The sequence below is a fragment of the Bartonella rhinolophi genome, from assembly GCF_036576165.1.
GTDB lineage: Bacteria > Pseudomonadota > Alphaproteobacteria > Rhizobiales > Rhizobiaceae > Bartonella.
Genome location: NZ_JBAFWY010000007.1, coordinates 36,448 through 62,925, shown reverse-complemented (window position 1 = coordinate 62,925; position 26,478 = coordinate 36,448). Strand labels below are relative to the sequence as shown.

Sequence of the window (26,478 nt, the reverse complement as noted above, 5' to 3'; positions counted from 1 at the left end):
ACTGCATTCAATTCCCATTATCGATGTTATTATAATTTTTTTATACAAAAAATAACTTTTAAATGAGATTTAATGTACTTAAATTGATATGATATAAAGTAATTATTGCTTATTTACTTCAATAAAAATAAAATTTGTAAATGATAAAACTATTTTTTATATCTTAACTAAAATTTTAATTTAAAAAAACGCGTAATAATTTCAATTTTATTATTTTTGCATATGCAAAATATGAAAAAATATTCTCTTATTTGTAACTTCACTTTTAAAATAACTTCAAAGTGCTTTTTAAAAAATTCAGAACATCTTATTCCCTTATACTTTGCATGGCTATACATTTCAAAAGTGGAAAAAATTGATTAAATTTTACGCGATAGAAATAAATGGTGGGCGATGAGAGACTCGAACTCCCGACATCCTCGGTGTAAACGAGGCGCTCTACCAGCTGAGCTAATCGCCCGACGCAATAAGATGCAATTAAGTAGGCACTGTTTAGAAAATTTTTTTTAAAAACGCAAGGATAAAGACATCCTTTATTGATCTTTTTAAAAGAAAAAATGTTTTTTTCTTGTTTATTTAATTTTTTTAAAAAAAATGCGTAATCTAACTTGACAGAAATGAATGAACCCCTTACACGGTCGATTACACCAATTAATTAATTGGTTTAAGTAGAGTGCGCGGGTGTAGCTCAGTTGGTTAGAGTGCTGGCCTGTCACGCCGGAGGTCGCGGGTTCGAGTCCCGTCACTCGCGCCATTTATTTCTGGATTTTCTATATCATTCACGTTATATTTGTAAAATTTTTAGTGGTTGGTAGTGTTGATTTCCTGCAAAACTCTATCTCAGATTTAGATTCTTCTTCTTTTTTATATGGTTTTACTAATAGGGGCTTGCGTCTTTTCTTGCTCTGCGGTACCTATGCCGATAGAAAATATCGCGCGGCATGCCCTTGAAGCTGTACGAGCGGAATTAACAAAGCAGTTACTTCAATTCGTTTATTAAGTCTAAGAAATATTGGGTAATTGTGTTGATTCGAGCATCTTATTAAAGCGGAAGAGGATTATGACTCATTTATTAAGCTCCTATTTACCGGTATTAGTCTTTATTATTGTTTCGGCAGTTATTGCTGGAGCTCTATTAGTTATGCCTTACATTGTGGCTTATCGTTCCCCTGATCCTGAAAAATTATCAGCTTATGAATGTGGATTTAATTCGTTTGATGATGCTCGCATGAAGTTTGATATTCGATTTTACTTAGTTTCGATTTTATTTATTATTTTTGATCTTGAGGTTGCTTTTCTTTTTCCTTGGGCAGTTTCGTTTAGTTCTATAGGTATGTTCGGTTTTTGGTCGATGATTATATTCTTAGCGCTTTTGACTATCGGGTTTATATATGAATGGAAAAAAGGAGCTCTTGAATGGGATTGATATCTAGAAACTCAACGGTTACTGCTCCAAAACCAAAAGGAATTATTGATCCAAATGCGGATAGGTTGATAGGTTCTGACGATAAATTTTTCCGTGATATTAATGCTGAATTATCGGATAAAGGCTTCCTAGTTACCTCAGCGGATGCTTTGATTACTTGGGCGCGGACCGGTTCATTGATGTGGATGAGTTTTGGTTTGGCCTGTTGTGCAGTTGAAATGATGCAATGTTCAATGCCACACTATGATAATGAACGTTTCGGATATGCACCACGTGCTTCACCACGTCAATCAGATGTTATGGTGGTAGCTGGGACTTTAACAAATAAAATGGCACCTGCCTTAAGAAAAGTTTATGATCAGATGCCTGAACCGCGTTACGTGATTTCTATGGGATCATGTGCAAACGGTGGTGGATATTACCATTATTCTTATTCTGTTGTGCGTGGGTGTGATCGTATTGTCCCTGTGGATATTTATGTCCCAGGATGTCCGCCTACCGCGGAAGCGTTGCTATATGGTATATTGTTGTTACAGAAAAAGATTCGTCGTACTGGCTCCATAGAACGGTAGGGAACTTTATTATGATGAGTGAATCATTGGTCGAACTTGCTACTTATTTGAAAGACCGATTAGGGGATAAGCTTGAAAAGACTGTTTTGGCGTTTGGTGAGTTGACTATTATATCGCGTCTTGATGCAATTACGGATGTTTTAATGTTCGTTCGTGACGATGCGTGCTGCCAATTTATTAATATTACAGACATTAGTGGTGTTGATTATCCTTTTCGTGATAAGCGTTTTGATGTTTCTTATCAGCTATTGTCTCCTCGGCATAATTTACGATTGCGTGTTAAGGTGTGCACTGATGAAAAGACTCCTGTTGCTTCTGCTTGCTCAGTTTACCCTGGAGCAGAATGGTATGAGCGCGAGGCATATGATATGTACGGAATTTTATTCTCAGGTCACCCCGATTTAAGGCGGATTTTAACTGATTATGGGTTTGAAGGGTATCCTTTACGTAAAGATTTTCCTGTGACGGGTTTTGTTGAATGTCGTTATGATAATGAAGCAAAAAGGGTAATTTATGAACCTGTTGTTTTACGACAAGAGATGCGTAGCTTCGATTTTCTTTCTCCTTGGGAAGGTGCTCAAGATATTTTATCATGTGATGAAAAAAAATGATGTTGGAGCCAATAACGCACGGCGCTAAAGTAATAAGCTTCTTAATATTGGGTATTTTCAGTATGGTAAAGTTTTATTAGAGCTTGATATAAGGTCTGTAAAAAAAGCAAGAGGTTGATTGTGGCAGAGGTCAATGTCCGAAACTTTAATATTAATTTTGGTCCGCAGCATCCTGCAGCGCATGGGGTTTTGCGTATGGTTCTGGAGTTAGATGGTGAAGTTGTTGAACGTGTAGATCCACATATTGGGTTGTTGCATCGCGGTACAGAAAAATTAATGGAAACAAAAACTTATCTTCAAGCGGGACCTTATTTAGATCGTTTGGATTATGTTGCTCCTATGAATCAAGAGCATGCTTTTGTGCTTGCTATTGAAAAGTTATTGGGTATTGAGGTTCCCAAACGAGGTCAGTTAATACGTGTTTTATTTTCTGAAATTGGACGTATTCTTAATCACTTGCTTAATGTAACAACACAGGCGATGGATGTTGGTGCTTTGACGCCTCCGCTTTGGGGATTTGAGCAACGTGAAAAATTGATGATTTTTTATGAACGTGCATGCGGTGCACGTCTTCATGCAAATTATTTTCGTCCTGGTGGGGTGCATCAAGATTTACCTGAATCTTTAATTGAGGATATTGGTAATTTTATTGATCCGTTTCTCGATGCACTTGGTAAGCTTGATGCACTTGTGACGCCAAATCGAATTTTTAAGCAGCGTAATGTAGATATTGGCGTGGTAAGTATTGATGAAGCTTGGGCGCGTGGGTTTTCAGGAGTAATGATTCGCGGAGCTGGTGTGGCGTGGGATTTGCGTAAAAGTCAACCCTATGAATGTTATGATGAAATAGAGTTTGATATTCCTATTGGTAAAAATAGTGATTGTTATGATCGCTATCTTATTCGTATGGAAGAAATGCGTCAGTCAGCAAAAATTATGCGCCAATGTGTAGATCGTTTACTCAGTACTGAAAAAGATGGATCAGTTTCGAGTTTAGATCGCAAAGTTGTTCCACCAAAGCGTAGCGAAATGAAAAGTTCGATGGAAGCGCTTATTCATCATTTTAAACTTTATACAGAGGGTTTTCATACGCCTCCTGGTGAGGTATATGTTGCCGTAGAGGCTCCGAAGGGTGAATTTGGTGTTTATCTTATTTCTGATGGAACCAATAAGCCTTATCGTGTTAAGTTACGTGCTCCTGGCTTTGCTCATCTTCAAGCTATGGATTTTTTAACCCGAGGCCATATGTTGGCAGACGCTACAGCCATTTTGGGCTCGATTGATATTGTTTTTGGGGAGGTTGATCGCTAATGTCTGTGCGCCGTCTAGCAGATGATGTTTACCAGCCTAGAGAATTTTTTTTTACAAAAGAAAATCAGGTGTGGGTGCAAAATACCATAAAAAAATATCCTGTAGGACGTGAGCAGTCTGCTGTAATTCCGTTGTTAATGCGTGCTCAAGAGCAAGATGGTTGGGTAACGCGTGCTGCAATTGAGCATATTGCTCAGCTTCTTTCTATGGCTTGCATTCGTGTTTTGGAAATTGCAACTTTTTATACTCAGTTTCAGCTTCAGCCAGTTGGAACAAAGGCACATATTCAAGTTTGTGGCACGACTCCTTGTATGTTGCGTGGCTCTGGTGAATTAATTAAAGTTTGTCAAAAAAAAATTCATCGTGAGCCTTTTGTTACTAATAAAGATGGAACGTTATCATGGGAAGAGGTAGAGTGTCTTGGTGCTTGTGTAAACGCTCCAATGGTCATGATTTTTAAAGATACTTATGAAGATCTTACAGCTGAACGCCTTGAAGAAATTATTGATGCATTTGAGGCAGGGAATGGTTCTAAGGTAGCAGTTGGTCCGCAAAATGGTCGCCGATCATCAGAGCCGATTAGTGGTTTAACTTCTCTCATTGATGATGAAAAAAAAGAAGAAGTTATTCAAGGTTTTAAAGAAAAAGAATGAAGCAAGAGCATAATAAATATTTTTCTCGAGAAGGGGTTTGTTATTTTATTTATTTTATTAGGAAATCTCTAATTAAGAATAAAAAGTTTAGAAAAAATGTTTAAGAGTTGCTTTTGAGGAAATGCTAAAAATGTTACGGGCAAGAGAAAAAAGAGGGGGTATGCTGGCTGATAAAGATCGCATTTTCACCAATATTTATGGTTTAAAAGATAAATCATTAAAAGCTGCAATGTTGCGCGGACATTGGGATGGTACGAGAGCAATTATCGAAAAAGGCCGTGATTGGATTATTGATGAGGTAAAGGCATCAGGTCTGCGCGGTCGTGGTGGTGCTGGTTTTTCGACTGGAATGAAGTGGTCTTTTATGCCAAAACAAAGTGATGGTCGACCACATTATTTGGTTGTGAATGCAGATGAATCAGAGCCAGGAACATGTAAAGATCGCGATATTTTGCGGCATGATCCCCATACTTTAATTGAAGGGTGTGTGATCGCTACTTTTGCTATGGGAGCTCATGTTGCTTTTATTTATATTCGTGGTGAATATATTCGTGAACGTGAGGCGCTTCAAGCTGCAGTCGATGAATGTTACGATGCGGGTTTACTTGGTAAAAAAACAAAACATGGGCATGCTTGTGATATTATTATTCATCATGGTGCTGGTGCTTATATCTGTGGTGAAGAAACAGCTCTTCTTGAAAGTCTTGAAGGAAAAAAAGGACAACCTCGACTTAAGCCGCCATTCCCTGCAAATATGGGAGTGTATGGCTGTCCGACAACAGTAAATAATGTAGAGTCTATTGCAGTTGTTCCAACGATTTTACGTCGAGGTGCTTCGTGGTTTTCATCGATTGGACGTGCAAATAATGTTGGAACAAAGTTATTTATGGTTTCTGGACATGTAAATGCGCCCTGTACGTTTGAAGAAGCCCTTGGTGTATCTTTTCGTGAATTAATTGAAAAACATACAGGGGGAATTCGTGGTGGATGGAATAATCTTTTAGCAGTTATTCCAGGAGGAGCTTCTTGTCCAGTTGTTCGTGGTGAAGATATGGTTGATGCAATTATGGATTTTGACGGGATGCGAGATGTTGGGTCTTCTTTTGGTACGGGAGGTATGATCGTTATGGACAAATCAACCGATATCATTAAGGCAATTTGGCGTATAGCAGCTTTTTTTAAGCATGAAAGTTGTGGTCAGTGTACGCCGTGTCGTGAAGGTACTGGTTGGATGATGCGTCTTTTAGGACGTATGGTTGAGGGAAAAGCGCAGAAACGTGAAATTGATCTTTTGTTTGAAGTTTCTAAGCAGGTTGAAGGGCATACTATTTGTGCGCTTGGTGATGCTGCAGCGTGGCCTATACAGGGGTTGATACGTAACTTTCGTTCAGAAATTGAGCGCAGAATTGATGATTATACGCGCAATACAGTTCAAAGTAAAAATATTGCTTTGGAGGCAATAGGATAGAGTATTTGTTTTAAGAGCAATGAAATATAAGTTAAAATGGGTTATCCGCAGGCTGGATGAATAATGATAAATATCAAAGTTGATGGTAAAGAGATTGAAGTTCCTGATTATTATACGTTGCTTCAGGCTGCTGAAGCTGCAGGTGCTGAAGTGCCGCGTTTTTGTTTTCATGAATCTTTATCAATTGCTGGAAATTGCCGTATGTGCTTGGTTGAAGTTAAGGGAGGTCCTCCGAAACCTCAAGCTTCTTGTGCTATGGGGGTTCGTGATTTACGGTTAGGACCTAATGGTGAAGTGCCTGAAATTTTTACTAACACTGCGATGGTTAAAAAAGCACGTGAAGGTGTTATGGAGTTTCTTCTCATCAATCATCCTTTAGATTGTCCTGTGTGTGATCAAGGAGGAGAGTGTGATCTTCAAGATCAAGCAATGCTTTACGGACGTAATTGTTCACGTTACACAGAAAATAAACGCGCTGTAGAAGATAAATATATTGGACCACTTGTGAAAACTGTTATGACACGGTGCATTCATTGTACACGTTGCGTCCGTTTTACAACGGAAGTTGCAGGTATTTCTGAGCTTGGTTTGATAGGTCGTGGTGAAGATGCTGAAATTACGACGTATCTTGAAAAAGCAATAACATCTGAGTTGCAGGGAAATGTTATTGATCTTTGTCCAGTAGGAGCTTTAACTTCAAAACCTTATGCATTTCATGCACGTCCATGGGAGTTAGTTAAAACAGAATCGATTGATGTGATGGATGCTGTGGGTAGTGCTATTCGTATTGATAGCCGTGGTCGTGAAGTTATGCGAATTATGCCACGTACAAATGAAGAGGTAAATGAGGAGTGGATTTCTGATAAAACGCGTTTTATTTGGGACGGGTTACGTACTCAGCGACTTGATAAGCCGTATGTACGTATAGATGGAAAGCTTCAACCTGTAAGTTGGACAGAAGCTTTTGCAAAAATAAAAATGGTAATTTCTAAAGCTTTTCCAGAAAAGATTGGAGCAATTGCTGGGGATCTTGCGTCTGTTGAGGAGATGTATGCGCTTAAAGCATTGCTGATTTCATTAGGTTCAAAGGCATTCGATTGTCGTCAAAAGGGGGTAGCTTTATCTCCTGAGTTTGGGCGTTCGAGTTATATTTTTAATCCAACGATTGCAGGTATTGAGCAAGCTGATGCGTTACTTATCGTGGGATCTAATCCACGTTATGAAGCTGCTGTTTTAAATGCACGTATTTTAAAGCGTCAGCGGAGGGGGCGATTCCCTATTGCGTTAATTGGAGAAAAAGTTGACTTATGTTACCCATATTCTCATCTTGGAATAGGTGCCGATGCATTAAATGCTCTTATTCGTAAAGAGGATGCATTTTTTCATGTGTTAAAAGAAGCTGAGAGACCACTTATTCTTATCGGAGAGGGGGCTATTTCAGGTGAAGAAGGTTTATCTGTTTTAAAGAATCTTGCAAAATTAGCTGATAGTGTTGGATCTCTTAGTGAGGAATGGAATGGGTTTGGTGTTCTTCATAATGCTGCATCAACTGTTGGAGGATTGGACATTGGTTTTACTTCCAAGCTTGGGATAAAAAACATCATTAAAACTTGTGAAGTTTTATTTTTACTTGGTGCTGATGAAGTAGAATTAGCCAATAAACAAGCTTTTACAATTTATATCGGCAGCCATGGTGATAATGGTGCACATGCTGCTGATGTTATTTTACCAGCATCAGCTTACACTGAAAAGTCAGGACTTTATGTAAATACCGAAGGGCGTGTTCAAATGACAAACCGAGCTGGTTTTGCTCCAGGTGAAGCAAAGGAAGATTGGGCAATTTTACGTGCTTTATCTGATGTTTTGGAACGAAAACTTCCATTTGATTCGCTTGCGCAGTTAAGACAGAGTTTATTTAATGATTATCCGCATCTTTGTGCTATTGATGATATAATACCTTCCAGTATAGATGATCTTAAAGCGCTTGGTTCACAAACAGTTGTTCTGGAGACGCAAACATTTACTTCTATGATTAAAGACTTTTATTTGACAAATCCGATAGCACGTGCTTCTGCAGTGATGGCTGAATGTTCATCTCTCGCAAAGAGTCGCGCTATGCAAGCCATGTGAAGTAAAGGCGTAAAGGAAAAAGGAATGGTTATGTATGATTTCTTTATGACTTGGTTATTGCCATTACTCATTATAGTCGGAAAAACACTTCTTCTTTTAGTTGTTCTTCTGATCTTGGTTGCTTACCTTCTTTATGCAGATAGGAAAATTTGGGCTGCTGTACAATTGCGGCGTGGTCCAAATGTTGTTGGTCCATGGGGGTTGTTGCAATCCTTTGCAGATTTAATTAAATTTGTTGTGAAGGAGCCTATTATCCCAGCTGGAGCTAATAAGGGTGTTTTTCTTTTAGCACCTTTTGTTTCTGCTACGCTTGCGTTGTCAACTTGGGCTGTTATCCCAGTTAATGATGGTTGGGAAGTTGCACATATTAATGTTGGTTTGCTTTATATTTTAGCTATTTCATCTCTTGAAGTTTATGGTGTCATTATGGGAGGGTGGGCATCAAATTCAAAATACCCTTTTTTAGGTGCTCTTCGTTCAGCTGCACAGATGGTTTCTTATGAAGTTTCAATTGGATTTGTGCTTGTAACCGTCATTTTGATAAGTGGTTCATTGGATCTCACAGCAATTGTCTATAAACAAAATAATGGTCTTGGTACAGCTTTTGGTCTTCCTTTTAGTAGTTTTCTTGATTGGAATTGGCTAGTTCTTTTTCCAATGTTTATTATATTTTTTATTTCTGCACTTGCGGAAACAAATCGTCCGCCCTTTGATTTAGTGGAAGCAGAATCTGAACTTGTCGCTGGTCACATGGTTGAGTATTCTTCAACTCCGTACATGCTTTTTTTCCTTGGTGAATATGTTGCTATTGTTTTAATGTGTGCATTAACAACCATTTTATTTTTAGGTGGTTGGTTGCCTCCATTGGATGTTTGGTGGCTTAATTGGATTTCTGGTATTGTTTGGTTCGTTTTAAAGGTTTGTTTTGTGTTTTTTTGGTTTGCTATGGTTAAAGCGTTTGTCCCACGTTATCGCTATGATCAGTTAATGCGACTTGGTTGGAAGGTATTTCTTCCTCTTTCATTGGCAATGGTTGTGATGACTGCTGCTTTTTTAAAATATACTGGTTTTGCTTAATAGGAGATTTTACTGTGTCAGGTCTTATTCAGGCGGCAAAGTCGCTCCTTCTATTAGAGTTTGTGAGTGCTTTTTTCTTAGCAATGCGTCAATTTTTTTCACCAAAACCTACGATTAATTATCCTTATGAGAAAGGTTTTGTTTCTCAGAGATTTCGTGGTGAACATGCTCTACGTCGTTATCCAAATGGTGAAGAGCGTTGTATTGCCTGTAAATTGTGCGAGGCAATTTGTCCTGCTCAAGCTATCACAATTGAAGCGGGACCGCGGCGCAATGACGGTACACGTAGAACTGTTCGTTATGATATAGATATGGTTAAGTGTATTTATTGTGGTTTTTGTCAAGAAGCTTGTCCAGTTGAAGCTATTGTTGAAGGTCCTAATTTTGAGTTTGCAACGGAGACGCGTGAAGAACTTTATTACGATAAGGAAAAGCTTTTAATGAATGGAGATCGTTGGGAGCGAGAAATTGCTCGAAATATATTGATGGATGCACCTTATCGTTGAGTGTATCATGAAATGAGTAGTCGGATAATTTTTCCGATAAATTTTCATCTGGTATGAATTATCATACCAATTATTTGGTTAGTTAAGGAGAAGCCTATGCTAACAGGTCTAGCGGCGGCATTTTTCTATTTGTTTGCTTTTATTATGCTCGTGAGTGCAGTTATTGTTATTACTGCACGGAATCCAGTGCATTCAGTCTTGTTTTTGATATTGTCATTTTTTAATGCTGCGGCTTTATTTTTGCTTGCAGGAGCAGAATTCTTGGGACTCCTTCTGCTGGTTGTTTATGTTGGTGCTGTAGCAGTTTTATTTTTATTTGTGGTTATGATGCTTGATGTTGATTTTGCTGAGTTTAAAAGTGGCGCACTTCGGTATGCTCCCATTGGAATTTTTGTTGGGGCTATTGTTGCGGTGGAACTTATTGTTGTTTTTTTGAGTAATCGTTTTCCTTCAGTGCTTGAAACGCATATTACGCAACCAATGCCAAATTTAGAGCAGAAGACAAATACGCAAGCATTAGGCGATATTCTTTATACGGATTATGTTTTTTACTTTCAAATTGCTGGGATAATTTTATTGGTCGCAATGATTGGTGCAATCGTTTTAACACTTCGTCATAAATCGGGTGTAAAGCGACAATCCATTGCAGTACAAGTTTCTAGGACAGTGGAAAATGCAATTGAAATTAAGCAGGTTGAATCAGGAAAAGGCATTTAAAGGGGGGGATTATGTATATTGATATCACTCATTATCTCACTGTTTCTGCTCTAATGTTTACAATCGGTATTGCTGGAATTTTTTTAAATAGAAAGAATGTAATTATTATTCTTATGTCAATTGAGCTTATATTGCTTTCAGTTAATCTCAATTTTATTGCATTTTCAGCATTTCTTCATGACCTTGTTGGTCAGGTATTTGCTTTATTTATTTTAACAGTTGCAGCTGCTGAAGCTGCAATTGGTTTAGCAATTCTTGTAGTTTTTTTCCGTAATCGTGGTTCTATTGCGGTTGAAGATGTTAATGTAATGAAAGGCTGATTATTGATGTATTATGCGATCGTCTTTCTTCCGCTTTTGGGCTTTTTAATTGCTGCTATAGGTGGAAGAACTATAGGAGCTCGCGCGAGTGAATTAGTAACGTGTAGCTTTATGGTGATTGTTGCGGCGTTATCGTGGGTAGCTTTTTTTAATATTGCTATTGGTCATGATTCAGCTGTTGATATACCAGTGTTACATTGGGTTAATGTTGGCGTTTTAAATTTTAATTGGACATTACATATTGATACATTGACGGCTGTTATGCTTGTTGTTGTAAATAGTGTTTCAGCATTAGTTCATATTTATTCAATTGGTTATATGCATCATGATCCTTCAAGGTCTCGTTTTTTTTCTTATCTTTCTTTATTTACATTTATGATGCTTATGTTGGTAACGGCCAATAATTTAATCCAAATGTTTTTTGGATGGGAAGGTGTTGGACTGGCTTCTTATTTATTGATTGGTTTTTGGTTTCAAAGGGCTTCTGCGAACAAGGCTGCAATGAAGGCTTTTGTGGTTAATCGTGTTGGAGATTTTGGTTTCCTTTTGGGGATTTTCAGTATTTTTGTTTTATTCCAATCCATTAATTTCTCTTCTATTTTTGAAAAAGCTGCAGACAATAGTTTTGTACAAAACATGACATTTTTAAGTTGGCAACTTGATGGACAGGCAGCAATTACTGTTACGTGCCTATTATTGTTTATTGGCGCTATGGGAAAATCAGCACAATTTTTTTTGCACACATGGCTTCCTGATGCAATGGAGGGGCCAACGCCTGTATCAGCACTCATTCATGCAGCAACAATGGTAACCGCAGGTGTCTTTATGGTTGCACGTATGTCTCCAATTTTTGAGCTTTCTTCAATTGCTTTGACAGTGATTGTTATTATCGGAGCAACAACTGCGTTCTTTGCAGCTACTGTGGGATTGGTACAAAATGATATTAAGCGCGTTATTGCTTATTCTACGTGTTCGCAACTTGGTTATATGTTTGTTGCATTAGGTGTTGGAGCTTATGGAGCAGCTGTTTTTCATCTCTTTACTCATGCTTTTTTTAAAGCTTTGTTGTTTCTTGGTGCAGGATCTGTAATTCATGCAGTATCTGATGAGCAGGATATGCGGAAAATGGGGGGGCTGCGCAAACATATCAAAGTAACTTATTGGATGATGGTAATAGGGACTATCGCATTGACAGGCGTTGGAATTCCAGGAACATTTTTTGGTACAGCTGGATTTTTTTCCAAGGATGCGATTATAGAATCTGCTTTTGTATCACATAACATTGCTTCAGGGTATGCTTTTGGGCTTCTTGTTTTTGCTGCTTTGTTAACAAGTTTTTATTCATGGCGGCTTGTGTTTATGACATTTCATGGTAAGCCGCGTGCAACTGTTGACGTTATGCATCATGTGCATGAATCTGCCCCAATTATGTTGATTCCACTGTTTGTTTTGTCTATTGGGGCATTGTTTGCTGGTGCAGTTTTTCAGCCTTACTTTTTCGGCAGTTGGTATGATTTGTTTTGGAAGGGGGCGTTATTTACAGGAGTCCATAATCATATTCTTCATGAAGCACATAATGTTCCAAATTGGGTTAAATGGTCACCATTTACAGCAATGATTTTAGGATTTGTATTGGCTTACGTATTCTATATTTTTATTCCTTCCATTCCGAAAAAAATTGCTAAGTTAATGCCTGCAATGTATCGTTTTTTTTACCATAAATGGTATTTTGATGAACTATACGATGCTGTATTTGTTCGTCCTGCTCTCAAAATAGGTTACTTTTTTTGGAAGGTGGGTGACGGTAAGATCATTGACGGTTTGGGCCCCAATGGTATTGCTGCGCGTGTTGTTGACATTACAAATAAAGTTGTTCGAATGCAGACGGGCTATCTTTATCACTACGCATTTGCAATGCTTATCGGCGTTGCCGCGCTGATCACATGGATGATGGTCGGGAGCTTAAACTGATGACAGATTGGCCTATTCTTTCTACGGTTACATTTTTACCGCTTGTTGGCGTAATTTTGATTTTGTTAATCAAAGATGATAGTGAGGTAGCGAAACGTAATATACGCAATGTGGCATTTTTTACGAGCGTATTTGTTTTCGCTATTTCTTTAGTGATTTGGGCAGGATTTGATAATACAAATCCTAATTTCCAAATGGTTGAGAAAGTTAACTGGTTAGGCAGTGGCATTCGCTATCATATGGGTGTTGATGGTATTTCTATTCTTTTTGTCGTTCTTTCAGCTTTTCTTTTGCCTTTTTGTATTTTAGCGAGTTGGGAAACTATTCAAGAGAGATTAAAATTTTATATGATTGCTTTTCTTCTTCTTGAAGTTGCGATTATTGGAGTTTTTTGCGCTCTTGATGCAATATTGTTTTATGTCTTTTTTGAAGGCAGCCTTATTCCTATGTTTATTATTATCGGTGTTTGGGGTGGAGCACGTCGTGTTTATGCAAGTATGAAATTTTTTCTATATACTTTGCTTGGTTCAGTGCTTATGTTGATTGCCATTATGGCTATGTATTGGGAATCTGGAACGCTTGATATTCCAACTTTGCTGAGTTACCAGTTTCCTATACATATGCAATTATGGTTGTGGCTTGCATTTTTTGCTTCTTTTGCAGTTAAAATGCCAATGTGGCCAGTCCATACATGGTTACCTGATGCTCACGTAGAAGCACCAACAGCAGGCTCTGTTATTTTAGCTGGTGTGCTACTTAAATTAGGCGGTTATGGTTTTCTTCGTTTTTCTTTGCCAATGTTTCCCATTGCTTCAGCTAATTTTGCTCCTTTGGTTTTCACATTGTCACTTATCGCTATTATTTATACATCGTTAGTTGCACTTGTTCAAAATGATATAAAAAAACTTATCGCTTATTCATCAATCGCCCATATGGGATACGTGACGATGGGGATTTTTGCTGCGAATGAACAAGGCATCCAAGGTGCCATTTATCAAATGTTGTCGCATGGAATTGTTTCAGCTGCTTTATTTCTTTGTGTTGGTGTTATTTACGATCGTTTGCATACACGTGAAATTTCAGCTTTTGGCGGTTTAGTAAACAATATGCCTAAATATGCTGTTGTTTTCTTAATTTTCACTATGGCAAATATCGGTTTACCAGGAAGTTCAGGCTTTTTGGGTGAATTTTTAACTTTAATAGGCGTTTTTCAGGTTAATACATTCGTTGCAGTTTTTGCTACAACTGGCGTTATTTTATCAGCGGCTTATGCACTCTATCTTTATCGGCGTATGATTTTTGGCTCTTTGGATAAGGAGAGTTTGAAAGTACTCACGGATCTTTCTTTAAGAGAAAAAATCATCCTTTATCCGATGATTTTTCTTACAATATTTTTTGGTGTTTACCCAACGCCTATTCTCAAAACGATGGCGTTTTCTGTACAAACTCTTATCAATAAACTGCACTAGAAAAAAGAAGAATGCTCATGCAAACCGAAATGATAGCTCAATTAGTGTTAATCTTTCCAGAAATTTTAATAGCATTGGGGGGAGTCGCATTACTTTTGATTGGTGTTTATTCCAGTGCACGTTCATATTTAACCGTAACTGGTCTAGCAATTGCTCTTCTTGTTGCGACTATTGTTATTATTATTGTTTTTCCCAAAAGTGGTTTATTTCAAACTAATGCACTTATTATAGATGCTTTTAGTCGCTATATGAAAATTTTAACGCTTATTGGTGCACTCTTTGCTCTTATTATGTCAGTTAGTTTTACCTGTGCTCAAAAATTTGATATATTTGAATTTCCAGTGTTAGTTCTTTTAGCAACTCTTGGCATGATGCTCATGATTTCAGCGGGCAATATGCTGTCACTTTATATGGGATTAGAACTACAGTCCTTAGCTTTATATGTTTTAGCGGCAATTAATCGTGATAATGTTAAGTCTTCTGAAGCGGGTATTAAGTACTTTGTTTTAGGAGCTTTGTCTTCAGGGTTACTACTTTATGGTATTTCTTTGCTTTATGGTTTTACTGGTCAAATTGGTTTTCGTGAAATTGCTACTGCTTTAAAAGGTGATAGTTTAAATTTGGGTGTTATTTTTGGGGTTGTATTTATTTTAGCTGGTTTAGCTTTTAAAATTTCTGCAGTTCCGTTTCATATGTGGACACCCGATGTTTACGAAGGAGCACCAACACCTATTACAGCATTTTTTGCTGGTGCCCCTAAAATTGCAGCAATGGCTTTAATGATTCGTGTTGTTGTTATGACCTTCATTCCATTGGGTAGTTCTGACGGTTCTATGCCTGCATGGCAGCAAATTTTGGTGTTTATGGCAATTGCATCGATGATTCTTGGTGCATTTGCGGCGATTGGTCAGAATAATATTAAACGCCTCATGGCTTATTCATCAATCAGTCATATGGGCTATGCACTTGTTGGTTTAGCTGCTGGAGATATAATCGGGGTAAAAAGCGTTATTCTTTACATGACTATTTATCTTAGCATGACACTTGGTTCATTTGCTTTTATTCTCGGGATGCGGTCTAATGATGAAAATGTTGAAAATATTTATGATCTTTCAGGGTTGGTAAAGACGAATCCATTTATGGCTGTTGTGATGACTATACAGCTTTTCTCTTTAGCCAGCATACCACCTATGGCTGGTTTTTTTGGGAAGTGGTATACATTTTCCGCTGCTGTTCATGCTGGTCTTGTCCCATTTGCTATCGTTGGTATGATAGCGTCTGTTATTGGAGCTTTTTATTATTTACGCATTATAAAAATTATGTGGTTTGATAATGCAAAAGCGCATTTCGCTATTTTATCGAGCGAGCTTCAATTTTGTCTCAGTCTGTCTGCGTTATTCATTTTATTTTACACATTTTTTGGAATTTGGTTTGCTGAGTTGGCAGAAAAAGCAGCAGCTGCATTATTTTAAGGAATATAATTTACATTTTGTGGGATTTAACGAATATGGTTTACACCTTATCAGATTTTGCACAAAAACAAGGATACACTGTTGAATCATATGAAAATGTTGATTCAACAAATCTTATTGCACAGCGTAAAGCACATGCTGGTCATCGTGGTTATCTTTGGATTGTTGCACGGGAGCAATCACAAGGAAGAGCGAGAAGGGGTAGATCGTGGCATAGTCCGAAAGGAAACCTCTATTCTAGTCTTTTGTTAATTGATGATATCCTTCATCAGACTGCTGCCCAGCTTGGTTTTGTAGCGGGATTAAGTATGTTAGAAGCAGTAAAACGATTTATAAAAGATGAAAAACAAATAAATAATATTATTAGTTTAAAATGGCCAAATGATATTCTGCTAAGAGGAGCTAAAAGCTCTGGCGTTTTACTTGAAATTTCTCAATTGACATCACAAAAATATGCATTGGTTGTTGGTATCGGAATGAATATAAAGTGTAATTACGAAGATGCACCTTATCCCACTTCGAGTCTAAATGACATTGGTTTACATATTGATGCAGAACAATTATTTACGGTTTTGACAGAGTGTTTTTCTAAAAATTACCTCCTTTGGAAAGAGTTAAGAGGATGTGATATAATCCGTGAAAAGTGGCTTTCACACTGCGCTCACCTCGGACAGCATATCAAGATAGTTAATGATAAAAAAATCATCGAAGGTATTTTTGATGGTCTTGATAATGATTTTAACTGCATCATAAAACAAGAAAATGGCGAAAAAGCAATTATAACAGCTGGAGATGTTCATTTTGGTTTGGTTGCCTCTGCTAATGCAAGTCGTTATTAATTTATGGAATTTTATTTCATCACTAGATCATCTTAGTGATTGAGGAGATGTTGATGGTTGCAGCCAATGAGAATGAGTTTGTGTTTTTACCTTTAGGAGGAGTGGGTGAAATAGGAATGAATCTGGCTGCTTATGGATTTGGTCCTCAAAATTTTCGTGAATGGCTGCTTATTGATATGGGTGTTAATTTTGCTGGTCCTGAATTACTAGGAGCAGATCTTATTTTACCAGATGTTCGCTTTTTGGAAAGTGAGAAACATAATGTACGTGGTCTTATTTTAACACATGCTCATGAAGATCATTATGGTGCTGTTCTTGATTTATTGCCAAAACTAAAAGTTCCACTTTACTGTACCCCTTTTACAGCAGGACTATTGGAGAGTAAAAAGCAATCAGATTTTGGAGATTGTAAAATTTCATTAAATATTTTTCAAGCTGGTGATTGCTTTCAGGTTGGTTCTTTTACAGTCGAAGCTATTGCTGTTAATCATTCAATTCCTGAATCTGTATCTTTGGCACTTACAACATCTTTAGGCACTGTGATCCATACTGGCGATTGGAAAATTGACCATACGCCTTCGCTTGGAGTAGTAACGGATGAAAAACGGTTTCGCGCTTTAGGTAACAAAGGTATTTTAGCATTGCTGTGTGATTCTACAAATGCATGTCGAGATAGTATACCATCATCTGAACAGCAAGTTGAGGAAACTCTCTCCAAAATTATTTCGCAAGCTGAAGGACGCGTTGCTATTGCAACTTTTGCATCTAATGTTGGTCGGATACGTTCTATTGCTCTTGCAGCGGAATCTGCTGGACGTCAAGTTCTTGTTGTTGGGCGTTCTCTTAAGCGGAGTATTATGGTTGCACAAGAGCTTGGTTATATGGATGGTTTAGCGCCATTCGTTACGGAAGATGATTATGGTTATATTCCACGAAAAAATATTGTTTTAGTCGTGACGGGGAGTCAAGGTGAGCCACGTGCTGCTTTAGCTAAACTTTCGCGAAATGAAATGAGAAATATTGCGCTTTCTACTGGTGATACTGTCATTTATTCGTCACGAAGTATTCCAGGAAATGAAAAATCTATTATTGAGATACAAAATCGCTTTATAGATTTAGGAGTTAAAATTATTACAAATGAAGATGCTCTTGTTCATGTTTCAGGTCATCCTTATCCTTCAGAACTTTTACAGATGTATAATTGGACAAAACCAAAGATACTGGTTCCTGTCCATGGTGAGGCAATGCACCTTACCGCTCAAGCAGCTTTAGCGCGTCAAGTAGGTATTAAAGTTGTTGCTGATATTAGAAATGGGAACGTGTTGCGCCTTGCGCCAGAGCCAGTAGAAGTCATTGATCAAGTTCCTGTTGGTCGTATCTATAAAGATGGTTGCCTTATTGGTGATGAAGATGAGTTAGGAATTCGTGAACGTCGCAAATTAAGTTATGCTGGTCATGTTGTTGTGTCACTTCAGATGAATAGTAAACATGATCTCCTTGGTGATATCGGTCTCATTACATCTGGTTTGCCTGAAAGAAATGAAAAAAGAGAAATTTTGAAAGATATTCTTTTAGATGTTGTAGAAAATACCATTCATAATATTCCACGTGTTAAGCGAAAGAATAATGAACTTATTCGAGAAGCAATACGGCGTGCTGTGAGGGCAGCTGTTAATGAAATTTGGCGAAAAAAGCCTATTTGTACAGTTTTTTTACATCGATCAAAATAAAAATTTTTACGTTATTTTTTATTAATTAAAAGAAAAAGAAAAATATCAGACCATTTTATGATTAAAAAATAAAAAATTTAGGAAATATAATACATAAATTCTTGAATAACATGATCATTATGTTTGCAAAAATTCAAAATGAAATTATAGATTAGCTTATGATATATTTAAGATATTCCGATATGATGTGCTTGATTAGGAGTGAATTAATTTAATGCGTCTTTCTCAATATTTTCTTCCTATTTTAAAAGAAAATCCTAAGGAAGCAGAAATTGTTTCCCATCGACTCATGTTGCGTGCAAGCATGATTCGTCAACAAACATCAGGGATCTATTCTTGGCTTCCATTAGGAAAAAAAGTACTTGATAAAGTTTGTAAAATTATTCGTGAAGAGCAAGAACGAGCTGGTGCAATAGAAATATTAATGCCAACGATTCAACCTGCTGATCTTTGGCGTGAAAGTGGTCGTTATGATGATTATGGTTTGGAAATGTTACGCATTAAGGATCGCCAAGAGCGTGACTTACTTTATGGTCCAACCAATGAAGAGATGATAACAGATATTTTTCGATCATATGTGCGTTCCTATAAAGACCTTCCACTCAATCTATATCATATTCAATGGAAATTTCGTGATGAAATCCGTCCACGTTTTGGTGTGATGCGTTCACGAGAATTTTTAATGAAAGATGCTTATTCTTTCGATTTTGATCATGAGAGTGCTAAAGCATCCTATAATCGTATGTTTGTTGCTTATCTACGCACTTTTTCTCGTATTGGCTTAAAAGCAATTCCCATGCGTGCTGATACAGGCCCTATAGGTGGCGAACTCAGTCATGAATTTATTATTTTGGCTGAAACGGGCGAAAGCGCTATATTTTGCGATAAGCAGTTCCTTGAACTCACAGTTCCGCATATTTCAGTTGATTTTACTAACAAGGATATTTTAGCTGATATTGTAAAACAGTGGACATCTTTTTATGCTGCAACAGAGGAAATGCATAACAAAGAAGAATGGGATAAAGTTTCTGCCCATAATCGCTTGTCGGCACGTGGAATTGAAGTAGGGCATATTTTTCATTTTGGAACTAAATATTCTGCTCCAATGAAAGCAAAAGTTATGGGGCAAGATGGAAAAGAATATTTAGTCTCTATGGGATCTTATGGTATTGGGCCTTCACGTCTTGTTGCTGCAGTTATTGAAGCATCTCATGATGAAAATGGTATTATTTGGCCAAAATCGATTGCACCCTTCGATTGTGGTATTATCAATATGAAGCCTGATGATGAAAAATGTACTCACATGTGTGAAACTCTTTATCAGGGATTAATACATGCTGGTTTTGATCCATTATTAGATGACAGAAATGAGCGTCCTGGATCGAAGTTTGCAACAATGGATTTGATTGGTTTGCCAACACAAATCATTGTTGGACCTAAGAGCGTTGCACAAAATGAGGTTGAAATTAAAGATCGAAAAACAGGTATTAAAAAATCTCTAACGGTTCAAGATACACTCAATCAGCTTTCTGTAATTTTATAGGCAACGCTATGTATATGCTGAGGAGCAAATGGTTTTTATCTTATGAATGGATGATAGCTTTTCGTTATATGATTCCCAATAAAAAGCACATAGTTGCATCTGTTATTTCCATTATTTCTTTAATTGGAATTATGTTAGGGGTGTTTGCTTTAGTTGTTGTGATGGCGGTGATGAATGGTTTTCGTACAGAGCTCCTCAACCGTATTCTTGGTATGAATGGCCATCTTGTTGTTCAAACAATTAATTCTGGTTTTTCCGATTATAATACTCTTATTTCTTCTTTAGAATCTGTAAATGGTGTGAAGTTTGTTTTGCCTGTTGTTGAAGGTCAAGCCCTTGTACAGGGTGAATTTGAAGGAGGATCTGGTGTTTTAGTTCGTAGTATGCGAAAACAAGATTTGGAAAAGCTTAAAACAGTATCTGAAAATATTAAATCAGGTACGCTTGCTCAATTCGATGAAGAGGATGGTGTCGTAATTGGCAGTAATTTAGCAGCAAAATTGGGACTTACCGTTGGAAGTAATCTTCGTATCATTACACCAGATGGTGATGAAACGCCTTTTGGAGTTATGCCACGTGTTAAAGCTTACAAAGTGACGGCTATTTTTGAAGTTGGTATGTCTGAATATGATTCAATATTTGTTTTTATGCCTCTTCATGAAGCACAAGTGTTTTTTAATTTAGGAGATCAAGTGCAGTTTTTAGAGTTATTTTTAGATAATCCTGATGCTATTGATCAAATAAAACCACAAGTAGAGAAAGTTATTAATCAACAAGTCTATTTAATTGATTGGCGTACACGCAATCAGGCTTTTTTTTCAGCCTTACAGATTGAACGAAATGTTATGTTTTTTATTCTTTCTCTTATTATTCTTGTTGCTGCCCTGAATATCATTTCAGGACTTGTTATGCTTGTCAAAGATAAAAGCCATGATATTGCAATTTTACGCACAATGGGTGCACGTCAAAGTGCTATTATGCGTATATTTATTGCTACTGGTATGATGATTGGACTTATTGGAACAATATTGGGTTTGATTTTAGGTATTATCACTATTGCTAATATTAATCATATTCAAAATTTTGTATCTTGGCTGTTTAACGTCGATGTATTTAATCCTCAACTTTACTTTTTAGCAAAATTGCCTGCACAAATTGAATGGGGACAGACAGCCATGGTTGCTGTAATGGCGTTATTTTTATCATTTCTTGCAGCACTCATTCCAGCGTGGCAAGCTGCTAGGCTGGATCCTGTACAAGCTTTGAGGTATGAATAATGACAGCTGTTTTAGAGCTTGTTGAAATTGAGCAACATTTTTTTGAAAATGATAAACCTTTAATTATTTTAGACAAAGCTAACCTTACCCTTAATCGCGGAGAGCTTGTTGCTCTTATTGCACCATCTGGTGCTGGAAAATCAACACTTCTTCATATCGCTGGATTATTGGAAAAACCAAAAGCTGGTGATGTGATATTACGAGGTATTTCTTGTACAAAACGTTCTGATAGTGAACGAACATCTCTCAGGCGAAATGATATTGGTTTTGTTTATCAATTTCATCATTTGCTTCCAGAGTTTACAGCTTTGGAAAATGTTATGATACCGCAAATGATAGCAGGATTAAAAAAAACTGTAGCAGAAGATCGTGCATTAAAATTGTTAACATATCTGCGTGTTTCTCATCGTGCGAAACACCGTCCATCAGAATTATCGGGTGGGGAACAACAGCGTGTTGCTATTGCACGTGCAGTAGCAAATGGTCCTTCGGTTCTTTTAGCCGATGAACCTACAGGAAATCTTGATCCTGTAACTTCAGCATATGTATTTCAAGCTTTATCTGTCCTTGTTCGTCAATCTGGTCTTTCTGCTCTTATTGCAACGCATAATTACGGTTTAGCTAAGCAAATGCATCGTCGAATTACGCTTAAAGAAAAAAAGATTATTGAACTTCCTTAAAAATAAGGTACACAATCCATTCTATAAATTGAATTTACTATATTGATATCATTTTTCATCTATTAAGGAGACTTTTATGACAGTTTTTGTCGTTGACGAAAACCAATTGGATGCGCGCCGTCGCCGATTGGTTTTTCGTGCATGGCACAGAGGTATTCGTGAAATGGATCTTATTTTAGGGCAGTATGTAGATGCTCATGTCGCTGGTATGAATGATGAAACTGTTTCTCAACTTGAGTATATTATGTCTTTTAATGATCGCGATTTGCTAAAATGGGTTGTTGGAGAAGCTTCACCACCATCTGAAATTGATGGTTCACTTTTTCACGATATCGTAAATTATTATGTTCGCATAAATTAAAATTGATCTCAATGTCCATATTCAAAAAAATTACTATTCCTAAAAATATTTCTGGTCATATGCAATTTGATGGGGTTACTGATGGATTTGAAGCCTTTGTACTTGCTAAATTAAGTTCGGAAATTGTGCAAGGAAAACCACTTATTTATGTGATCCGTGATGGAACAAAAATTGCTCATTTACAGCAAGTTTTAAATTTTATTGAGCCAAATTTTCCTATTATTCAGTTTCCTGCGTGGGATTGTTTGCCTTATGATCGTGTGTCACCTGGGGGTGCTGTTATGGCACATCGGCTATCTGCTTTGACACATATATCAAATTTGCGTAAAAACCCACGCACTGCGATTATATTAACGACAGCAAATGCAATTATGCAAAAATTGCTTCCTCGGGAAATGATTGAATCTCAGATTATTTCTGCACATATTGGTCAGAATATTAATATGGAGCATTTAATTCATTCGCTGAAATCTAATGGTTTTGAGCGTGTTTCTACTGTTCGTGATGTTGGTGAGTTTGCTGTGAGAGGAGGAATTATTGATATTTTTTCTCCTATGGATATCGCACCTTTGCGTCTTGATTTTTTTGGAGATACCCTAGAAAGCATCCGCGTATTTGATCCAGAAACACAAAGAACAACAGGTACGAGAACTGAATTTTTGTTACAATCAATGAGCGAGGTTGTTCTTACGCCTGAGTGTATTCACCGATTTAAAAGTAATTATACCCGTACATTTGGTATATCACAAAAAAATAATATGTTGTATGAGGCAATTTCTCAAGGACGACGTTTTGCTGGTATGGAGCATTGGCTTCCATTTTTTTATGAAAATCTTGATACTTTTTTTGATCATTGTGGTAATTGGCCTATTGTTTTTGAGCATCTCATAGAAGAAGTGCTTATAGAGCGCTATCGTCTCATTCAAGATTATTATGATGCTCGCAAAGAGCATGAAAATGATAAAGGGAGTCCTGCTTCTTACCATCCAATAGAAGCTGACCTTCTTTATTTAACACCAGAACGTATTTTAGAGCGTGTACAAAAATCTGGGCAGCGTATTGATTTCACACCTTTTCATATTCCACAAACTTTTGAACAAACTGTTGTCCACACGAATGTTAAACAGGGATACGATTTTGCAAAAGAACGTAATGCACAAGAAAAAAATGTTTTTTCAAGTGTAGTTAACCATATTGCTTCATTGCGTGCTGCCGGCAAAAAAGTGCTTTTAGCGGGTTGGAGTGAAGGGTCTCTTAATCGTTTGATACAGGTTCTTGATGAACATGGGTTAAAAAAAATAAACATTGCAAAATCATTGCAAACTGTCAAAGCAACACCACGTGACCGTATATCTGCAGCTGTTTTGATGATTGAGCACGGTTTTGAATCTGAAGATTTTGTTATTATAGCAGAACAAGATATCCTTGGTGATCGATTAATAAGATCGCCAAAACGGCGTAAACACAATAGAAATTTCATTTCTGAAATTGCCGCTTTAAATGCTGGTGATATTGTTGTGCATATCGATCATGGGATTGGGCGATTTATTGGTCTTAAAACCATTATGACGACTGGAATTTTACGAGATTGTCTTGAAATTAAGTATGCTGGAGGCGATCTACTCTTTTTACCTGTCGAAAATATCGAGCTTCTCTCACGTTATGGATCAGAGGGAACAGATGTAGCATTAGACAAGTTAGGTGGTGTTGCTTGGCAAGCACGTAAAACACGACTAAAAAAACATTTATTGGAAATAGCTGGACAGTTGATTCATGTAGCTGCAGAACGTGCTACACGTTCTGCACCTTCTTTGATTCCACCGATTGGACCATTTGATGAATTTGTTGCGTGCTTTCCCTACGAAGAGACAGAAGATCAAATGGATGCAATTGATGCCGTTTTAGACGATTTGGCATCAGGGAAACCGATGGATCGCTTAATATGCGGCGATGTTGGCTTTGGAAAAACAGAAGTTGCTATTCGAAGTGCTTTTGTTGCAGCATTAAATGGATATCAAGTTGCTGTTGTTGTTCCAACAACTTTACTTTCACGACAGCATTACAAAACTTTTATTTCGCGTTTTCAGGGACTCCCTGTGAAAATTGGTCATGCTTCAAGGCTTGTGAAAACTAAAGAACTTGCCCAAATTAAAAAGGGCATTTCAGATGGTACAATTGATATTGTTATTGGAACGCACGCATTGTTAAGCGATGCAATCAAGTTTTCACGGTTAGGACTTCTTATTATTGATGAAGAGCAGCATTTTGGAGTAAAACACAAAGAGCGTTTGAAAAAACTTAAAAGTGACATTCATGTCCTTACACTTTCAGCAACACCTATACCACGAACTTTAGGGTTAGCATTATCAGGAGTACGTGAACTTTCATTGATAACAACGCCACCTATTGACAGAATTGCGGTACGTACTTTTATTTCGCCTTTTGATGCACTTGTTATACGAGAGACTCTGCTTCGAGAATATTATCGTGGTGGACAAAGCTTTTATGTTTGTCCTCGTATTTCTGATCTTGCTTTTGTGGAAGAATATCTCAAAACACATGTTCCTGAACTTAAATTTATCGTAGCTCATGGGCAAATGCCAGCTGGACAACTTGATGATATTATGAATGCATTTTATGATGGGCAATATGATGTATTATTATCAACCACCATTATTGAATCAGGACTTGATATTCCAACTGCTAATACATTAATTGTACATCGCGCTGAGATGTTTGGTCTTTCTGCTCTTTATCAATTACGTGGTAGAGTAGGGCGTTCAAAGCAACGTGCTTATGCACTTTTTACATTTCCTTCTGGTAAAACTTTAACTTCTGCTGCTGATCGTCGTCTTAAAGTGCTGCAATCTCTTGATACACTAGGGGCTGGTTTTCAATTGGCAAGCCATGACATGGATATTCGCGGCTCAGGAAATTTTTTAGGTGAAGAACAATCAGGACATATTAAAGAAGTTGGGTTTGAACTTTATCAAAAAATGCTTGAAGAGGCTGTTGCTGAGTTAAAAGATGGAGAGCAAAATGAGGATCAACAATGGTCACCTCAAATTTCACTTGGTACAACGGCGATGGTACCAGAAAGCTTTGTGCCTGACTTATCTTTACGTATGGGGCTTTATCGTCGTTTGACAGAACTGAATGATTTAGAGCAAATAGATGAATTTGGAGCTGAATTAATCGATCGTTTTGGTCCTTTGCCACTTGAAGTTCAATACCTTCTTAAAGTGTTTTATATCAAAACATTGTGTCGAAAAGCGCATGTAGAAAAGTTGGATGCTGGACCAAAGGGTGTCGTTATACAGTTTCGTAATAATTATTTTGAAAATAGTGTTGCTCTTATTCAGTGGGTTGGGAAACAAGGTTCGATGGCAAAAATTCGACCAGACCAGAGTATTGTCTTTATCCGTGATTGGGTAACAGTGGATAAAAGATTAAGCGGAGTAGCAATTATTATGAAACAGCTTGCAGAAATGGCAGGATACTGTTCCACTTAGCGGTATTTTTACTCATTCAAAGTTATCACGCATTTTTAAAAATTATTCTATAAAGTATCCATCCTTGTTCCTAACTTTAAAAGTGTTAACGTCAAAAATATGTATGATAAATATTTAAAATAGAATTAGTTTTTGATTAAAATATTAGTATTTTAAATGGCTTAAGATTTATTTTTAAGAATAAAATTAAAGAAAATTTTGATAAATTAAGCTTTTTGGAAAAATACAATTTAGATGCAGGATAACATAAGCCTATAAGTAAATTTAACAGGGAAATATCATAAATTTAATTCAAAATTTTGGTGATCTCATTAACAGAGAAATAAGAAGTTATATACAGCATGTATAGAGAAAGGGAGCAGGGGAAGAGAAATTGTAATTAAAGTAAGAGAATATTTAAAATTTTGGTAGTTTTATGAATTTCCATTTTTGAGAGTAGATAGAAATTTTTATGTTATAAATAGATATTATTTACTATCAGTTTTCAAGCACAAAATTAATAAGAATGTATTTTACAAGAATGCAGGAGTTTTGTTATGCAAAAACTTCACTAAAAAAAGGAAGGTTTTAATTCAGAAAAAGATGCAATTCATTTTAATTAATTTCGAGATAGCCAAAAGTCTTGAAAAATTTACAACAGTGAATTTTTAAATTTAAAACTTGAAAAATACTGATATTTTTGCAGGTTTAAGAAATTGTTATAAAAATAATTTCTATTAGCGATACTTTTTCTCAAATAGTCACAGTGTAAATCTTGCTTCGTATCAAAACTATTTTACTGCATATAATTGTTTACATGAATTTTAATAGAGTTATCTGTTAATTAACTAATA

At 36.8% G+C, this 26,478-nt stretch carries 21 protein-coding genes and 2 tRNA genes; 22 read left to right on the top strand and 1 reads right to left on the bottom strand.

Annotated elements, in window-relative coordinates; translation table 11 throughout:
* Nucleotides 1-384: 384 nt before the first annotated feature.
* Nucleotides 385-460, bottom strand: a tRNA-Val gene (locus tag V5N67_RS05515).
* A 217-nt stretch (nt 461-677) separates the two neighbouring features.
* Between V5N67_RS05515 and V5N67_RS05510 the strand changes: the two genes are divergently transcribed.
* The 22 genes from V5N67_RS05510 (at nt 678) to mfd (ending at nt 25,645) form a co-directional block, all read left to right on the top strand.
* Nucleotides 678-754 (top strand) — tRNA-Asp (locus tag V5N67_RS05510).
* Between the two features lie 306 nt (nt 755-1,060).
* Nucleotides 1,061-1,426 (top strand): NADH-quinone oxidoreductase subunit A, encoded by a 366-nt coding sequence (locus tag V5N67_RS05505; RefSeq protein WP_332060898.1) that lies wholly within the window; start codon nt 1,061-1,063, stop codon nt 1,424-1,426.
* Nucleotides 1,417-1,998, top strand: a complete 582-nt coding sequence (locus tag V5N67_RS05500) for a NuoB/complex I 20 kDa subunit family protein (protein WP_332060897.1) — start codon at nt 1,417-1,419, stop codon at nt 1,996-1,998. Before V5N67_RS05505 ends, V5N67_RS05500 begins: the two co-directional genes overlap by 10 nt.
* A gap of 14 nt (nt 1,999-2,012) precedes the next feature.
* Nucleotides 2,013-2,609: an NADH-quinone oxidoreductase subunit C gene (locus V5N67_RS05495; RefSeq protein ID WP_332060900.1), complete on the top strand. Its 597-nt coding sequence runs from the start codon at nt 2,013-2,015 to the stop codon at nt 2,607-2,609.
* 120 nt (nt 2,610-2,729) lie between these two features.
* Entirely contained in the window at nt 2,730-3,920 is a 1,191-nt protein-coding gene (locus V5N67_RS05490; protein ID WP_332060896.1) for an NADH-quinone oxidoreductase subunit D, read from the top strand.
* Nucleotides 3,920-4,573, top strand: coding sequence for an NADH-quinone oxidoreductase subunit NuoE (nuoE, locus tag V5N67_RS05485; protein WP_332060895.1), 654 nt, complete (start codon nt 3,920-3,922; stop codon nt 4,571-4,573). The genes V5N67_RS05490 and nuoE overlap by 1 nt, the downstream gene beginning before the upstream one ends.
* 160 nt (nt 4,574-4,733) lie before the next feature.
* The gene (gene nuoF, locus V5N67_RS05480) at nt 4,734-6,041 is read left to right on the top strand and encodes an NADH-quinone oxidoreductase subunit NuoF (RefSeq protein ID WP_332060894.1); all 1,308 of its coding nucleotides are present in this window, start codon (nt 4,734-4,736) and stop codon (nt 6,039-6,041) included.
* A gap of 63 nt (nt 6,042-6,104) precedes the next feature.
* Nucleotides 6,105-8,171 (top strand): NADH-quinone oxidoreductase subunit NuoG, encoded by a 2,067-nt coding sequence (gene nuoG, locus V5N67_RS05475; protein ID WP_332060893.1) that lies wholly within the window; start codon nt 6,105-6,107, stop codon nt 8,169-8,171.
* A gap of 30 nt (nt 8,172-8,201) precedes the next feature.
* Nucleotides 8,202-9,248 (top strand): NADH-quinone oxidoreductase subunit NuoH, encoded by a 1,047-nt coding sequence (nuoH, locus tag V5N67_RS05470; protein ID WP_332060892.1) that lies wholly within the window; start codon nt 8,202-8,204, stop codon nt 9,246-9,248.
* A 14-nt stretch (nt 9,249-9,262) separates the two neighbouring features.
* A complete protein-coding gene (nuoI, locus tag V5N67_RS05465; protein WP_332060891.1) occupies nt 9,263-9,754 on the top strand; it encodes an NADH-quinone oxidoreductase subunit NuoI in 492 nt (163 codons plus the stop codon).
* 96 nt (nt 9,755-9,850) lie between these two features.
* Nucleotides 9,851-10,471 carry an NADH-quinone oxidoreductase subunit J gene (locus tag V5N67_RS05460; RefSeq protein WP_332060890.1) on the top strand — a complete coding sequence of 207 codons (621 nt, stop codon included), beginning with the start codon at nt 9,851-9,853 and terminating at the stop codon, nt 10,469-10,471.
* A gap of 11 nt (nt 10,472-10,482) precedes the next feature.
* Complete coding sequence (gene nuoK / locus V5N67_RS05455; protein WP_332060889.1) at nt 10,483-10,791, top strand: NADH-quinone oxidoreductase subunit NuoK; 309 nt, start codon at nt 10,483-10,485, stop codon at nt 10,789-10,791.
* A 6-nt stretch (nt 10,792-10,797) separates the two neighbouring features.
* Nucleotides 10,798-12,762: an NADH-quinone oxidoreductase subunit L gene (gene nuoL / locus V5N67_RS05450; protein ID WP_332060888.1), complete on the top strand. Its 1,965-nt coding sequence runs from the start codon at nt 10,798-10,800 to the stop codon at nt 12,760-12,762.
* On the top strand, nt 12,762-14,231 hold the full coding sequence (locus V5N67_RS05445) for an NADH-quinone oxidoreductase subunit M (RefSeq protein ID WP_332060887.1): 1,470 nt from the start codon (nt 12,762-12,764) through the stop codon (nt 14,229-14,231). Before nuoL ends, V5N67_RS05445 begins: the two co-directional genes overlap by 1 nt.
* A gap of 17 nt (nt 14,232-14,248) precedes the next feature.
* Complete coding sequence (gene nuoN, locus V5N67_RS05440; protein WP_332060886.1) at nt 14,249-15,703, top strand: NADH-quinone oxidoreductase subunit NuoN; 1,455 nt, start codon at nt 14,249-14,251, stop codon at nt 15,701-15,703.
* 35 nt (nt 15,704-15,738) lie between these two features.
* Nucleotides 15,739-16,542 (top strand): biotin--[acetyl-CoA-carboxylase] ligase, encoded by an 804-nt coding sequence (locus V5N67_RS05435; protein WP_332060885.1) that lies wholly within the window; start codon nt 15,739-15,741, stop codon nt 16,540-16,542.
* A 53-nt stretch (nt 16,543-16,595) separates the two neighbouring features.
* Nucleotides 16,596-18,272: a ribonuclease J gene (locus V5N67_RS05430; RefSeq protein WP_332060884.1), complete on the top strand. Its 1,677-nt coding sequence runs from the start codon at nt 16,596-16,598 to the stop codon at nt 18,270-18,272.
* 214 nt (nt 18,273-18,486) lie between these two features.
* Nucleotides 18,487-19,815, top strand: coding sequence for a proline--tRNA ligase (gene proS / locus V5N67_RS05425; RefSeq protein ID WP_332060883.1), 1,329 nt, complete (start codon nt 18,487-18,489; stop codon nt 19,813-19,815).
* Between the two features lie 8 nt (nt 19,816-19,823).
* The gene (locus tag V5N67_RS05420; protein WP_332060882.1) at nt 19,824-21,092 is read left to right on the top strand and encodes a lipoprotein-releasing ABC transporter permease subunit; all 1,269 of its coding nucleotides are present in this window, start codon (nt 19,824-19,826) and stop codon (nt 21,090-21,092) included.
* The gene (locus tag V5N67_RS05415) at nt 21,092-21,772 is read left to right on the top strand and encodes an ABC transporter ATP-binding protein (RefSeq protein ID WP_332060881.1); all 681 of its coding nucleotides are present in this window, start codon (nt 21,092-21,094) and stop codon (nt 21,770-21,772) included. Before V5N67_RS05420 ends, V5N67_RS05415 begins: the two co-directional genes overlap by 1 nt.
* 76 nt (nt 21,773-21,848) lie before the next feature.
* Nucleotides 21,849-22,133: an FAD assembly factor SdhE gene (locus V5N67_RS05410; protein ID WP_332060880.1), complete on the top strand. Its 285-nt coding sequence runs from the start codon at nt 21,849-21,851 to the stop codon at nt 22,131-22,133.
* Between the two features lie 11 nt (nt 22,134-22,144).
* A complete protein-coding gene (gene mfd, locus V5N67_RS05405) occupies nt 22,145-25,645 on the top strand; it encodes a transcription-repair coupling factor (protein WP_332060879.1) in 3,501 nt (1,166 codons plus the stop codon).
* Nucleotides 25,646-26,478: the final 833 nt, after the last annotated feature.